Annotated in this window: 15 protein-coding genes, 1 tRNA gene and 1 pseudogene; 14 read left to right on the top strand and 3 right to left on the bottom strand. The window is 58.5% G+C overall.

All coding sequences use genetic code 11. The annotated features are described in order from the left end of the window. Positions 1 to 18 precede the first annotated feature (18 nt). The 3 genes and pseudogenes from ASE80_RS31610 (at position 19) to ASE80_RS05675 (ending at position 1,029) form a co-directional block, all read left to right on the top strand. Entirely contained in the window at positions 19 to 150 is a 132-nt protein-coding gene (locus ASE80_RS31610; protein WP_256598328.1) for a hypothetical protein, read from the top strand. Further along, positions 113 to 318: pseudogene (locus ASE80_RS29830) on the top strand (ABC transporter); the annotation flags it as partial. The gene ASE80_RS31610 and the pseudogene ASE80_RS29830, both read left to right, overlap by 38 nt. Positions 319 to 327: 9 nt before the next feature. Then, positions 328 to 1,029: an NAD(P)H-dependent oxidoreductase gene (locus ASE80_RS05675; protein ID WP_056858043.1), complete on the top strand. Its 702-nt coding sequence runs from the start codon at positions 328 to 330 to the stop codon at positions 1,027 to 1,029. 120 nt (positions 1,030 to 1,149) lie between these two features. On the opposite strand, the gene ASE80_RS05670 is transcribed toward ASE80_RS05675, so the two are convergent. Beyond that, complete coding sequence (locus ASE80_RS05670; RefSeq protein WP_056858042.1) at positions 1,150 to 2,229, bottom strand: 3-deoxy-7-phosphoheptulonate synthase; 1,080 nt, start codon at positions 2,227 to 2,229, stop codon at positions 1,150 to 1,152. Between the two features lie 619 nt (positions 2,230 to 2,848). On the opposite strand from ASE80_RS05670, the gene ASE80_RS05665 reads away from it, so the two are divergent. Both ASE80_RS05665 and ASE80_RS05660 read left to right on the top strand, forming a co-directional pair. Continuing rightward, the gene (locus tag ASE80_RS05665; RefSeq protein WP_056858041.1) at positions 2,849 to 3,598 is read left to right on the top strand and encodes a carbon-nitrogen hydrolase family protein; all 750 of its coding nucleotides are present in this window, start codon (positions 2,849 to 2,851) and stop codon (positions 3,596 to 3,598) included. A 1-nt stretch (position 3,599) separates the two neighbouring features. Next, the gene (locus ASE80_RS05660; protein WP_056858040.1) at positions 3,600 to 4,046 is read left to right on the top strand and encodes a GNAT family N-acetyltransferase; all 447 of its coding nucleotides are present in this window, start codon (positions 3,600 to 3,602) and stop codon (positions 4,044 to 4,046) included. A 35-nt stretch (positions 4,047 to 4,081) separates the two neighbouring features. On the opposite strand, the gene ASE80_RS29825 is transcribed toward ASE80_RS05660, so the two are convergent. Continuing rightward, a complete protein-coding gene (locus tag ASE80_RS29825) occupies positions 4,082 to 4,321 on the bottom strand; it encodes a DNA-binding protein (protein ID WP_082463564.1) in 240 nt (79 codons plus the stop codon). Between the two features lie 81 nt (positions 4,322 to 4,402). Here ASE80_RS29825 and ASE80_RS05655 point away from each other — a divergent pair, with 81 nt between their 5' ends. From ASE80_RS05655 to ASE80_RS05630, 6 genes are all read left to right on the top strand, one after another. Continuing rightward, positions 4,403 to 4,768, top strand: coding sequence for a helix-turn-helix domain-containing protein (locus ASE80_RS05655; RefSeq protein WP_056858039.1), 366 nt, complete (start codon positions 4,403 to 4,405; stop codon positions 4,766 to 4,768). Between the two features lie 151 nt (positions 4,769 to 4,919). Continuing rightward, positions 4,920 to 5,561: a response regulator transcription factor GacA gene (gacA, locus tag ASE80_RS05650; protein WP_003190387.1), complete on the top strand. Its 642-nt coding sequence runs from the start codon at positions 4,920 to 4,922 to the stop codon at positions 5,559 to 5,561. A gap of 1 nt (position 5,562) precedes the next feature. After that, on the top strand, positions 5,563 to 7,386 hold the full coding sequence (gene uvrC / locus ASE80_RS05645) for an excinuclease ABC subunit UvrC (RefSeq protein WP_056858038.1): 1,824 nt from the start codon (positions 5,563 to 5,565) through the stop codon (positions 7,384 to 7,386). Positions 7,387 to 7,418: 32 nt separating this feature from the next. Then, the gene (gene pgsA, locus ASE80_RS05640) at positions 7,419 to 7,979 is read left to right on the top strand and encodes a CDP-diacylglycerol--glycerol-3-phosphate 3-phosphatidyltransferase (RefSeq protein ID WP_056858037.1); all 561 of its coding nucleotides are present in this window, start codon (positions 7,419 to 7,421) and stop codon (positions 7,977 to 7,979) included. Positions 7,980 to 8,042: 63 nt separating this feature from the next. Then, positions 8,043 to 8,118 (top strand) — tRNA-Gly (locus ASE80_RS05635). A 284-nt stretch (positions 8,119 to 8,402) separates the two neighbouring features. Beyond that, complete coding sequence (locus tag ASE80_RS05630; RefSeq protein ID WP_056858077.1) at positions 8,403 to 8,651, top strand: CsbD family protein; 249 nt, start codon at positions 8,403 to 8,405, stop codon at positions 8,649 to 8,651. Between the two features lie 31 nt (positions 8,652 to 8,682). Here the strand turns inward: ASE80_RS05630 and ASE80_RS05625 are convergent, their stop codons facing one another. Continuing rightward, the gene (locus ASE80_RS05625) at positions 8,683 to 9,558 is read right to left on the bottom strand and encodes a LysR family transcriptional regulator (RefSeq protein ID WP_056858036.1); all 876 of its coding nucleotides are present in this window, start codon (positions 9,556 to 9,558) and stop codon (positions 8,683 to 8,685) included. Between the two features lie 102 nt (positions 9,559 to 9,660). Here ASE80_RS05625 and ASE80_RS05620 point away from each other — a divergent pair, with 102 nt between their 5' ends. From ASE80_RS05620 to ASE80_RS05610, 3 genes are all read left to right on the top strand, one after another. Beyond that, entirely contained in the window at positions 9,661 to 10,758 is a 1,098-nt protein-coding gene (locus tag ASE80_RS05620; RefSeq protein ID WP_056858035.1) for an NADH:flavin oxidoreductase, read from the top strand. A gap of 287 nt (positions 10,759 to 11,045) precedes the next feature. Next, a complete protein-coding gene (locus ASE80_RS05615; protein ID WP_056858034.1) occupies positions 11,046 to 11,471 on the top strand; it encodes a VOC family protein in 426 nt (141 codons plus the stop codon). A 111-nt stretch (positions 11,472 to 11,582) separates the two neighbouring features. Beyond that, the gene (locus tag ASE80_RS05610; RefSeq protein WP_056858033.1) at positions 11,583 to 12,842 is read left to right on the top strand and encodes a cation:dicarboxylate symporter family transporter; all 1,260 of its coding nucleotides are present in this window, start codon (positions 11,583 to 11,585) and stop codon (positions 12,840 to 12,842) included. The last annotated feature ends 163 nt before the right edge of the window (positions 12,843 to 13,005 follow it).

Here is a 13,005-nt window from a genome sequence, read left to right as displayed (position 1 = left end):
CTTTAGAGGAGCAAAACCATGAGCGAAAACAACAACAAAATGACTCAAGCGATGCACCGACGGGACTTTCTCAAACACAGCGCCGAGGACGTGGTGGCGTCGATCAATCACCATCACCCACGACGTGGCCACCGTGCGGGCGATTGCTGACAGGTGCTGGTGATGCAGCGGGGCAGGGTGGTCGACCACGGCAGCCGCGGCGCGATTTTTACCCCGCCGTACCAGGCTTACACCGACCTGTTGTTTTCATCGGAGCCGGAAATGGATCCGGACTGGCTCGACCATTTGCTGGCCCAACGGGCAGCGCCCACTGTTTGAGGAATGCACATGAAGGTGTTGATTGTTCACGCTCACCCTGAGCCGCAGTCGTTTACCGCGGCGCTGCGCGATCAGGCGCTCGGCACGTTGCAAAGCCAGGGCCACGAAGTGCAGGTCAGCGACCTGTACGCCATGCAGTGGAACCCGGTGGCATCGGCCGCTGACTTTGCCACGCGGGAGAACGCGGATTATCTGGTGTATGCCCTGGAGCAGCGCCTGGGCGTGAAAAATCAGTCGATTGCGGCGGACATCCAGGGCGAACTGGACAAGCTGCTGTGGGCCGACCTGCTGATCCTCAACTTCCCGATCTTCTGGTTCTCGGCACCGGCCATGCTCAAGGGCTGGATCGACCGGGTGCTGGTGTCCGGCGTGTGTTACGGCGGCAAGCGTTTTTACGATCAGGGCGGGCTGGCGGGCAAGCGCGCGCTGGTCACGGTGACCTTGGGCGGGCGCGAGCATATGTTTGGTGAAGGTGCGATTCACGGGCCATTGGAGGAGATGCTGCGGCCGATTCTGCGCGGCACCTTGGCGTATGTAGGGTACGAAGTGCTGGCGCCGTTTGTGGCCTGGCATGTGCCGTATATCAGTGCCGAGGCGCGGCAGGCGTTTTTGGAGGAGTACGGGTTGCGGCTGCAAGGGCTGGCGGATGAGCAGCCCTTGGTGTTTCCGAAGCTGGCGCAGTTTGATGAGGCGTTGTATCCACTGTCCTGAACGCAACGATATTCAAATGTGGGAGCTGGCTTGCCTGCGATAGCATCAACTCGGTGTACCTGACACACCGAGGTGTCTGCATCGCAGGCAAGCCAGCTCCCACATTTTGATCTGCATGGATCAGTTGGCTGTGTGCTGCTGGCGAAGGCGCTCTGCCGCACTGCGCAGCAATTGCTCGGTGCCGCTCCAACCCAGGCAACCATCGGTCACCGACACCCCGTATTTCATCGACGCGCTCAATGGTTGGCAGCCTTCGAACAGGTGGCTTTCGAGCATCATGCCGATCAGCGACGTGTCGCCCTGCAGGCGCTGTTGCAGCACGTCGTTGAACACTGCCGGCTGACGCAATGGGTCTTTGCCGCTGTTGGCGTGGCTGCAATCGACCATGATGCGCGCCGCGACCTTGGACTTGGCCAGGTCGTGCTTCACCTGCGCCACGCTTTGCGCATCGTAGTTCGGCCCACGATGACCGCCGCGCAATACCAGGTGCGTGTCGGGGTTGCCCGGTGTCTGGATGATCGCCGGATGGCCTTGGCTGTCCACCCCGAAGTGGCGGTGCGGGTGGGACGCTGAGCGCATCGCATCACAGGCAATCGCGACGCCGCCGTCGGTGCCATTCTTGAAGCCGACCGGCATGCCCAGGCCGCTGGCCATTTCGCGGTGGATCTGCGATTCGGTGGTGCGTGCGCCGATGGCGACCCAGCTGAGCAGGTCATCGAAGTAGCCGGCGGCCATGGGTTGCAGCAGCTCGGTGGCGACCGGCAAGCCCAGGCGCAGCATCTCGCGCATCAGTTCGCGCGACAGCGTGAGGCCGGCGGCCATGTCGTCGCTGCCATCCAGGTGCGGGTCGTAGGCCAGGCCTTTCCAGCCGATGGTGGTGCGCGGTTTTTCGACGTAGGCGCGGATTACCAGCAGCATCTGGTCGCTGACTTCCAGCGCGAGCTTCTTCAAGTTGCGCGCGTATTCCATGGCTGATTCGGGGTCGTGGATCGAGCACGGGCCGACAATCACCAGCAAACGCGAGTCTTCGCCATTGAGGATGGCGCGCACGGCTTGGCGATGGGCGTGGATCTGTTCATTCAGGAACGGGCTGAGGGGCAACTGGTGCTTGAGTTCAAGCGAGCTGGGCAGGCGCTGGGTCAGGGCTTCATTGGCGCTGGACAGGTTGGCAACAGGCAAGGCGGCGGTGGCAGAGTTCATATTCAAGGCTTCCTGGGCAAGCGGCGGGTTGTTCCCGCACGCTCTGCCCTACTGGGGTGTTCGACAATTGGCCGTATTGGCTACGTGTGTTGGCTTGCCACCAATAGGTGACCGATCGGAGGCGGCAGGCTGTCCCGAACGGAGCTTGCTAAATCGCCATGCAGTCGAAGTGTCGTAACGGTAATAGGTGGCGTAGTTCATGTCGTGAGTCCTTTAGTGTTCGGTGTGAAGCAGAATTATTGGGGCCTTGAAAAAACAAAACCCCCGGTCGGGGAGCCGACCGGGGGTTAGATTTCTCTGGTAGGCGACCCCTTGAGTAGTGGGCGCCGATTTCAGGTATCAGGCGCGCCAGTGGCTAAACCAATACCCAAAATAAAAGCTGACCAGTGCGCTCAAACCGCTCACACGGGTAGCCGACACCGAGCGCGGGGCGCTGGCAGCAGGGCAAACCTGAGTGTGGGTGAGTTGCAACATGGTGTGTCTCCAAATGATGGGGGGAGCTTACTAGAGCCACCGGTGTGGGTTCAATCAGTAATTTCTATCGCGTGACCTACTTACGGCTATGGGGTGAGTACCGATATGCTGTTCACACGTTAATAATGATTGCCAGGACGCGACCATGACTGCCTTGACCCTTGCCGCTGCTCAAACCACTTCCATCGCCGGCGACGTGCGGACCAACCTTCAGCAGCATTTGGCGTTTATGCAGGCGGCGGCGGAGCAGGGCGTGCAATTGCTGGTGTTTCCGGAACTGTCGTTGACCGGCTATGAGCCGGCCCTGGCAGCCCAACTGGCGATTGCTCCCGAGGACGCGTTGCTGGCACCGCTGCGCGAGATGGCGCAGGAACTGCGAATGACCGCAGTGGTGGGCATGCCGATTCGCCTGTCACCCGAGACGGGTGTGTTTGTCGCAGCCCTGGTGCTGGGCGCGGACGGTTCGTTGGCGGTCTACACCAAGCAACATCTGCACCCGGGCGAAGAGGTGGCGTTTGTCGCAGGGCAGGGCGGCCCAGCACTCGAATGGGCGGATGACCGGATTGCACTGGCGGTCTGTGCGGACTTTTCCCACGCCAGCCATCCGCATCTGGCCGCAGAGGCCGGCGCTACGGTGTACGCCGCCGGTGTGCTGATCAGCGAAGGCGGGTACGCAACCGACAGCGCGCTGCTTCAGGGGTATGCCGCCGAGCATCGCATGCTGGTCCTGATGGCCAACCATGGTGGTCCGTCCGGCGACTATACCTGTGCAGGGCGCAGCGCTATCTGGGCTGCGGACGGGCGCCTGCTTGCCGGCGCACCGGGCATTGGCGAGGCCTTGGTGATTGGGCGTCGCGACGGCCAGCACTGGACTGGCCAAGTCGTAGCCCTCTGAAATGGTTTTTCACCTGCGCGCGGCGACGGACCGCGACCTGCCATTCGCGCGAACGCTGACCCATGAAGCCATGAATCGCTACTACCTGCAGTACGATTTATTGTGGTCTGACCATGGTTTTGATGTCGCCTGGGCTTCGCGTGAAAACTGGCTGATTTGCCAGGGTGAAACCGTGATGGGGTTTATCAGCGTCAGCCGTGACAGCCGGGCGCTTTATATTCGCGAATTGCACCTGCTTGAGCGCTGTCGTAAACGGGGCGCAGGCAGTTGGGTGTTGCAGCAGATGGTACTCAAGGCGCGCGCGCAGGGCTTGGGCCTTTTACGCTTGACCGTGTTCAAGACCAATCCGGCGAAGCGCCTGTATCAGCGCCAGGGTTTAAGCATTGTCGGGGAGGAAGATTGCTTTTGGCGCATGGAGCGCGAGTGTCAGGCTGGCGCTGTGGACTAAATCAAGCACAGCGTAGGAATAAGCGCATACTGCGCTCAGGACACGCTGCTTGGATCGCGGTGTTGAGCCACGGGCTCATCCACGATAATCCCTTCTTTCATTCCCAGCAGAACCGCTACTTTATGGGCTTCCCCACGCCGTCCCTTTTTACGCCCAGCGAGCACTTGATACGTGGTGGCCGGATCAACGCCATGTTCACGTGCGAACGCTTGAACTGACTTTCCTTGATGTTCCAGCCAAGCCTTGGCTTGTGCGGCAGTAAGGATTCCGGGCATAGTTCAAAACCGTTCAAGTTTGTGTAAACCGAGATGAGTGTGTCACCTCTTGGGGTGTGCCAGATAGGATCATACATCCAAATGAGTGGAATCGGTTCGCGTTTAAGGCAGGAAAGAGAGCGACTTGGCCTGTCGCAAAAAGTGTTTGGTGAAATTGGAGGGGTTGAGGCCAATGCCCAGGGCAAATATGAAAACGGAGGGCGGGCGCCTAAAGCCGACTATCTGTCACGGGTAGCCGAAAAAGGTGTTGATATCCTGTACGTGTTGACCGGCGTTGCCACACCGATTCAATTGGAAAACCTCAGCCGGATCGAAGAGAAGGTGTTGGGCGATTATCGCGCCATGTTCAAGGAAGACCAGGATGCAATCCGCCGCCTCACGTCCACCCTGGCCGAACATTCCGTCGCGTTGAGTGGGAAAATCAAACCGCAAGCCCAGGATTCCTGACCTTTTACCCAGGAAACAGCGCTGCTCATCATCCGATGGGCAGCTTCACCACGTTGAAACTCTATATATATGACGCTTGCAGCTAGGTCTGCGCCTTGGTTTTTTGCTAAGGTGTTCAGCAACCTATAAGACCATATCGCGAGGTGTCTGCTTGATTAGGGTGCTAGTAGTCGATGACCATGATCTCGTTCGTACGGGCATTACACGAATGCTGGCTGACATCGATGGCCTGCAAGTAGTCGGCCAGGCCGAATCGGGTGAGGAATCCCTGATCAAGGCCCGGGAGTTGAAACCCGATGTGGTATTGATGGACGTCAAGATGCCCGGGATTGGCGGTCTTGGCGCCACGACCAAATTGCTGCGCAGCCATCCGGACATTAAAGTCGTGGTGGTCACCGTGTGCGAGGAAGATCCATTTCCTACACGCCTTCTGCAAGCGGGAGCCGCCGGTTACCTGACCAAGGGCGCAGGCCTGGCCGAGATGGTGCAAGCCATACGCCTGGTATTTGCCGGCCAGCGCTATATCAGCCCGCAGATTGCCCAGCAGTTGGCGATCAAGTCGTTCCAACCTACCAGCGACTCGCCGTTTGATGCGTTGTCGGAGCGGGAAATACAGATCGCCTTGATGATCGTCGGCTGCCAGAAGGTGCAGACGATCTCCGACAAGCTGTGCCTGTCGCCTAAAACCGTCAACACCTACCGCTATCGTATTTTCGAGAAGCTCGCCATCAGCAGTGATGTTGAATTGACCCTGCTCGCGGTACGCCACGGCATGGTGGACGCCAGCGCCTGACATGACCACACCGTTTGATCCGAGTGCCTTTCTCTCAACCTGCAGTGGCCGCCCTGGCGTGTACCGCATGTTCGACAGCGAGGCACGCCTGCTTTACGTGGGCAAAGCCAAGAACCTGAAAAACCGCCTGGCGAGCTACTTTCGCAAGACCGGGCTGGCGCCGAAAACCGCCGCCCTGGTGGCGCGTATCGCCCAGGTTGAAACCACCATCACTGCCAATGAAACCGAGGCGCTGCTGCTGGAGCAGACGCTGATCAAGGAATGGCGGCCGCCCTACAACATCCTGCTGCGTGACGACAAATCCTACCCCTATGTGTATTTGTCCGACGGTGACTTCCCACGCCTGAGCATTCACCGAGGCGCGAAGAAGGCCAAGGGCAAGTATTTCGGCCCGTACCCGAGCGCCGGCGCGATCCGCGAAAGCCTGAGCCTGCTGCAAAAGACTTTTTTTGTGCGCCAGTGCGAAGACAGCTTCTACAGGAACCGCACGCGGCCGTGCCTGCAATACCAGATCAAGCGTTGCAAGGCGCCCTGTGTCGGCTTGGTTGAACCGGCGGAATACGCCGAAGATGTGCGCCATTCGGTGATGTTCCTCGAAGGGCGCAGCAATGCCCTCACCGACGAACTCTCCGGCGCCATGGAGCAGGCCGCCAGCACCCTGGATTTCGAACGGGCGGCCGAGCTGCGCGACCAGATCTCGCTGTTGCGCCGCGTGCAGGACCAGCAAAGCATGGAGGGCGGCACTGGCGACGTCGATGTGATCGCTGCCTTCGTCAACCCCGGCGGCGCCTGTGTGCACCTGATCAGCGTGCGCGGCGGGCGAGTGCTGGGCAGCAAGAACTTCTTCCCGCAGACCGGTATCGACGAGGAAGTGGCCGAAGTCATGGCCGCCTTCCTTGGCCAGTACTACGTGAGTAGCCCTGAGCGCGACTTGCCGTCCGAACTGATCGTCAACGTGGTGCATGAGGACTTCCCCACGCTCATCGAGGCGATCCACGAATTGCGCGGCCGTGAGCTGGACATCAGTCACCGTGTACGCGGCACCCGCGCGCGCTGGCAACAATTGGCCGTGACCAATGCCGAACAGGCCCTGGGCGCGCGCCTGGCCAATCGTCAGCACGTTGCCGCACGTTTCGATGCCCTGGCCGAAGTGCTTAACCTGGATGAACCGCCACAGCGCCTGGAGTGCTACGACATCAGCCACTCCAGCGGCGAAGCCACCGTGGCTTCCTGCGTGGTATTCGGGCCGGAAGGGCCGATCAAGTCCGATTACCGGCGCTACAACATCGAAGGCGTCACCGCCGGCGATGACTACGCTGCCATGCATCAGGCCCTGACGCGGCGCTTCAGCAAACTCAAGGACGGCGAGGGCAAGCTCCCCGATATCCTGTTGGTAGATGGCGGCAAGGGCCAGTTGTCCATGGCCCGTGACGTGCTCAACGAACTGGCGGTGCCTGACCTGATCCTGCTCGGCGTGGCCAAGGGCGCCACGCGCAAGGCCGGTTTCGAGACGTTGTACTTGAATGATGCCGCCCATGAGTTCACTTTGAAGGGCGACTCGCCTGCATTGCACCTGATTCAACAGATTCGCGACGAAGCTCACCGCTTTGCAATTACCGGCCACCGTGCCCGCCGTGGCAAAACCCGGCGAACCTCAACCCTGGAAGGGGTGGCAGGTGTTGGCCCGACCCGCCGTCGCGACCTGCTTAAACATTTTGGTGGCTTGCAGGAGCTGTCCCGTGCCAGCATTGACGAAATAGCCAAAGCACCCGGTATCAGTAAAAAGCTCGCAGAATTGATTTATGCAAGTCTGCACAGCGAATAGAATGCCTTCTCACCTCGTAGCCAGTTGTGCCGATGAATATCCCTAATCTGATCACCGTTCTACGCGTCCTGCTTATCCCGATTTTCATTTTGTTGTTCTATTTGCCCTACGAATGGAGCTACGCCGCCTCCAGTTCGGTGTTTGCCTTCGCTGCCGCCACCGACTGGCTTGACGGCTACCTGGCACGCCGCCTGGAGCAAAGCACGCCATTCGGCGCGTTCCTCGACCCTGTGGCCGACAAGCTGATGGTCGCCGTGGCCCTGGTCCTGCTGGTGCAGGAACATGGCAACCTGTGGCTGACCCTGCCGGCCGCCGTGATCATCGGCCGCGAGATCGTCGTCTCGGCCCTGCGCGAATGGATGGCCGAAATCGGCGCCCGCGCCCACGTGGCCGTCTCCAACATGGGCAAATGGAAAACCGCCGCGCAAATGCTTGCGCTGGTCATTTTGCTGGCCAACCCGTCGGACTTCTCGATGTGGGTGCTGATTGGTTACGCCTTGCTGCTGATCGCCGCCGGCCTCACCTTGTGGTCCATGCTTCAGTATTTGCGCGCGGCCTGGCCGCACCTGCGCACCACCGTTGAAAAGAAATAAAACTTTTTTGAATCAAGGGGTTGACGGGGGTTGTGGATTCTATAGAATGCACACCACCAAGACGCGGGAATAGCTCAGTTGGTAGAGCACGACCTTGCCAAGGTCGGGGTCGCGAGTTCGAGTCTCGTTTCCCGCTCCAAATACAAAGAAAAAGCCACTCTAACGAGTGGCTTTTTTTTGCCTTCGATTTACTGAATAGATGCTTCGGCATCTTTTTTCGCCTATGCGCAAAACCATTGAAGTCCACGAGTGAGAGCACCTCGTCTTCCTGCAACATGCGCAAAGCAGGCGCAGTGCGCGCAGATTCGCAACCTCATCAATTTTGAACTAATCATAATGCCCATCCCCCTAACGCTGTGCAGATTGCCGTGGCTCAGGTCGACCTGAGTTATCTACCTATTACGCGCTAAGGTGTGGTGAATGATGAAGAGTGAACAAGTCGAAGGTGTTGCGGAAAAACTTGCCGGCAAAGCCCAGGGCGCCGTTGGGAAATTGTTCGGTGATTCGAAGCTGGAAGCTGAAGGTGCGGGTCGGCAGGTTGCTGGTCAGCTCACCCAGAGTTATGGCGACGCACTGGACAGCGTGTCTACGTTCGTAAAAGAGAAACCCGTTGCTGCACTTGCAATCGGTGCAGTCGCGCTGCTGGTGCTGGACCGTCTCCTGCGCCGCTGAGTCATACGCCGCGATGCTGTCGCGGCTCCTTTCATTTGTTGAGCGCTTGTTCCAGGTGCTCAACGAACACCCGCACTCTGCGCGGAACATGCTGACGTGTCGCAAGCACCGCAGTGATGGAAAGTTGCTCGGGTACCGCATCCGCCAATGTGACAAGGGCCAGGGAGCCTTCGGCAAGTTCGTTTCTGATGTCCCAGTATGTCAACATCGCCAAGCCCAAGTTCTGCTTGCTCGCCGTGCGCACCGCCTCGACGCTGTTGGCTGAGAAACTGCCGTGAGCGCGATGAGTGACAGCGTCACCGTTTTGGGTGAACGGCCAGTAGGGCATGCCGTGCAACGCGATGCACTGATGATGGTTGAGGTCATCCAGCACCGCCGGTGTGCCCCATTGCGCCAGGTAAGTCGGGCTTGCGCAGACGACGCGCGGGTTGGGTGCCAGGCTGGTCGCCACCAATGTTGAGTCGCGCAACGTGGCGATGCGGATGGCCACATCAATGCCGAGCCCGACGATGTCGATGATGCTGTCCGATAATGTCAGGTCGACCTTGAGGGTTGGGTTGTCAGCCAGCAGCGCTGGCAGCAGCGGCATGATAACGGTTTGGCCAAAGACGCTGGGCGCGGTGACCCTCAATGTGCCGCTGGCACTGCCTGTGCTGGATTTCAACGTGGCCCGTGCCGCTTCGTTCGCCTCGAGCATGGTCTTTGCGTAAGGCAGGTACATTTCGCCTTCCGGCGTGAGTGCGACGGAGCGTGTAGTGCGGTGTACCAGGCGCACACCCAAGTCTTTTTCCAGGGCCGCCAGGCGTCGTGAGACGGTCATCGCCGACAACCCGAGCCGTCGCGCGGCCTCGGACAAGCTGCTGCTGATGGCGACGTTGGCGAACACCTCTATCTCGGGAATTTGCATGCTTATAACCGTTTCCGTTAAGGCGCCTTATTGCAAGTGTGCGCTTCTAATGGGCTATTGCCGCGCTTATCGTCATGGCTGGCAAATAAGTGAGGGCAAATCATGACAGCACCAAACCTGCGCAGTGTAACTCCATTCGATATGGGCGCTCTTAAACTGAAAAATCGCATGGCGCTTGCACCCATGACACGCGTCAGTGCCAATGAGAACGGCAATGCCACGCCTGCAATGGCCCGATATTACGAACGTTTTGCCCGTGGCGGTTTTGGCTTGATCATCACGGAAGGGATCTACACCGATCGGCAGTATGCCCAGGGCTACCTGAACCAACCCGGTATCACCGACAGCGAGCAGGCGTTGGCCTGGCGCGCGGTGGTCGAGGCGATTCATCGCCATGAAAGCGCGGCCATCGCACAGATCATGCATGCCGGCGCCTTGAGCCAGGCCAACCGTTTTGTCGAGCAGTCTGCCGGGCCTTCGGCCATTCGCCCCAAAGGCGAGCAGATGAAGTTCTATCACGGCGAGGGTGTGTACCGGGTTCCACAGGCCATGAGCGATGAAGCTATTGCTGATGCCATCGAGGGATTTGCCCAGGCGGCTAAACGGGCGGTTGAGATCGCGGGGTTCGACGGTATCGAGATCCATGGCGCCAATGGCTATTTGCTGGATCAATTCATGACCGACTACTCCAATCAACGCGAAGATCGATGGGGCGGTGATGTTCGCCAGCGCTTGAACCTGACGCTTGAGGTCATCGCCGCAGTGAAAGGGGTGGTGGGGCACTCGCCGGTGGGTGTGCGTATATCCCAGGGCAAGGTCAATGATTTTCAGCACAAATGGGCGGGTGGCGAGCGCGATGCGCAGGTGATCTTCGGCAGCCTGGCTGACGCTGGTGTCGACTTCATCCATGTCACGGAGCATCGAGCCTGGCAGCCGGCCTTCCCCGGTAACGAGGCAAGCCTTGCAACGCTGGCTCGCCGCTATGCGCCGGGTGTCGCGTTGATCGCCAACGGCGGCGTGCAGGACTCGCCCAGCGTTGAACAAACCCTGCAGGCGGGCGCAGATGTTATCGCCGTTGGCAAAGCTGCCTTGGCCAATCCTGACCTGCTGCAACGGTTACTCGATGGCCGTGCGCCGGACCCCTTCGACCCATCGCTGCTGGCGCCGCTTGCCCATATCAAGGATCGCGAGTTGAATTAAACGCCGACCTCAGCCGTCCAGTTCGACGCTTTCTGGCTGTGCAGCTCCCAACCGATGTTGACGTCAAGGTTGTGGTTGCAGGGCTGGCGCGGCGGTGCGCGATGGCAGGTAGGGAGCAGTGAGCAGAACCCTTCTATTAACAAAATAAAATTGTGCTTGTGAAAAATTTATATTGATTTTTTTTAAGCTGGTGCGGCTTTAGCATAAATCCACCTTCAAAAAAGTCGTCGGGCAGCGACCACGGTGTCCGGCATCACAAACCAATAAAAATTGTTATCGGAGTCCTGATGAGTCTTTCTCCTTTCCACCTCGCAATCCCTGTGTATGACCTGGCCGCCACACGTCACTTCTACGGTGAGGTGTTCGGTCTTTCCGAAGGTCGTTCCAGCAACCAGTGGGTCGACTTCGATTTCTACGGCCATCAGTTGGTCATCCATGAGCACCCAAAAACTGCTTCGCAGGAAAGCGTGCACAGCAATCCGGTAGACGGCCACGACGTACCGGTTCCGCACTTCGGCATCATCCTGGAGTGGGCGCAATGGGAAGCCCTGGCCGAGCGTTTGAAAGCGCGCGCGACCCAGTTTGTGATCGAACCCTACATTCGCTTCCAGGGCCAGGTCGGCGAGCAAGCCACGATGTTCCTGTTCGACCCGTGCGGCAATGCACTGGAGTTCAAGGCGTTCAAGGATATGAGTCAGCTCTTCGCTAAATAATAAAAACTGGCGCACGCAATAGAGTGCGCCGGGCAAACATAAATGAGCTGGAAGCTCATGAATCTAGCTACTGCTTAAAGCAGTCCTTTCATTCCAACAAAAAGGCTAGACATGAAACGTATCCCCTTAGTTTGGCAAATCGTTGCCGGGCTGTTGCTTGGCGTGCTCGTGGGTTGGTATTTCAATACCCACCCGGAAAATCAAGTGTGGGTCAGTACCGAAATTCTTAAACCGCTCGGTGATATCTTCATCAAGATGATGAAGATGGTCGTCGTGCCGATTGTTTTCTGCTGCATGATCCTCGGCATTGCCGGGGGCGGAGATAACAAATCGTTTGGGCGCATGGGCGCAAAGTCGTTGATCTACTTCTTTGCAATCACCAGTCTCGCCATCGTGCTTGGCTTGTGCTTCGCCAACCTGTTCGAGCCGGGTAAAGGCACCGAAATCGCGGGGATCGCCCATAACGCGGCTGCCGTGCACATGGAACCGTCGAAAGGCGCGCTGATCATCCTGCAAAACATCGTGCCCGATAACGTGATTGTCGCGATGTCGGAAGCGAAGTTGCTGTCGGTGCTGTTCTTTGCCGTGTTGCTGGGTATGGCGTTGAACACCTTGCCTAAAGCGAAGAGCGCACCGGTTATTGCGGTGGTGCAGGGCTTCTCCGATGCCATGTTCAAGGTCGTGTCGTTTGTCATGGCCTACGCACCGATCGGTGTATTCGGCATGATCGGCGCTACGGTGGCGACCTTCGGATTTGCGTCGTTGCTGCCGTTGCTCAAGTTGATCGGGGTGGTGTACCTGGCGCTGATTACCTTTGCACTGGTGATGCTCGGCGGCATTTGCTACCTGATCGGCGAAAACGTTTTCAAGTTGATCAAGTACTTCCGTGACGAACTGATTCTGGCTTTCTCCAGCGCAGCCTCTGCGGCGGTAATGCCGCAGTTGATGACCAAGCTGGAAGCCTACGGCGTGCCTCGGCGCATCGTCAGCTTCGTGGTGCCGGTGGGGTATGCGTTTAACCTGGACGGTGCTTCGATCTTCCTTGGTGTGGCGACAATCTTCATTGCCCAACTCTATGGCATTGATCTGTCGTTGACTCAGCAGATTTTGCTGGTGGTCACCATGGTGCTGACGTCGAAGGGCGCCGCGGGTGTGCCTGGGTTTGCCATCATCATTCTGTCGGCCACCCTGGCATCTGCCGGGCTGCCGCTGGAAGGGGTTGCGTTGATCGCCGGGATCTTCCGGATCATCGACAGCGGCACTACCACCTTGAACGTGCTGGGTAATGCAATTGCACCCCTGGTTATCGCCAAGTGGGAGAAAACGCCCCTGGAGCGCAAATGCTCTGTCGGGGTCGAACCTAATGCTTGATCAGTGACACACAAGAGCCTTCTACGTTAATCGCGTCGAGGGCTTTTTTTTGGCTCGTAAATCAATAAAAAGTTGTTGCGTGTTGATTCTTTTCAGGCACTTGGGTGTGCGGTTCATATAGCGAATCACGCCCTGTCAGTTGCCACTGTGCTGCCATTATTTA

Source organism: Pseudomonas sp. Leaf15 (assembly GCF_001421425.1).
In the GTDB taxonomy this organism is placed as follows: Bacteria; Pseudomonadota; Gammaproteobacteria; order Pseudomonadales; family Pseudomonadaceae; genus Aquipseudomonas; species Aquipseudomonas salomonii.
Note: the sequence above shows the minus strand (reverse complement) of the source record. Positions and strands in the feature narration are given on the sequence as shown.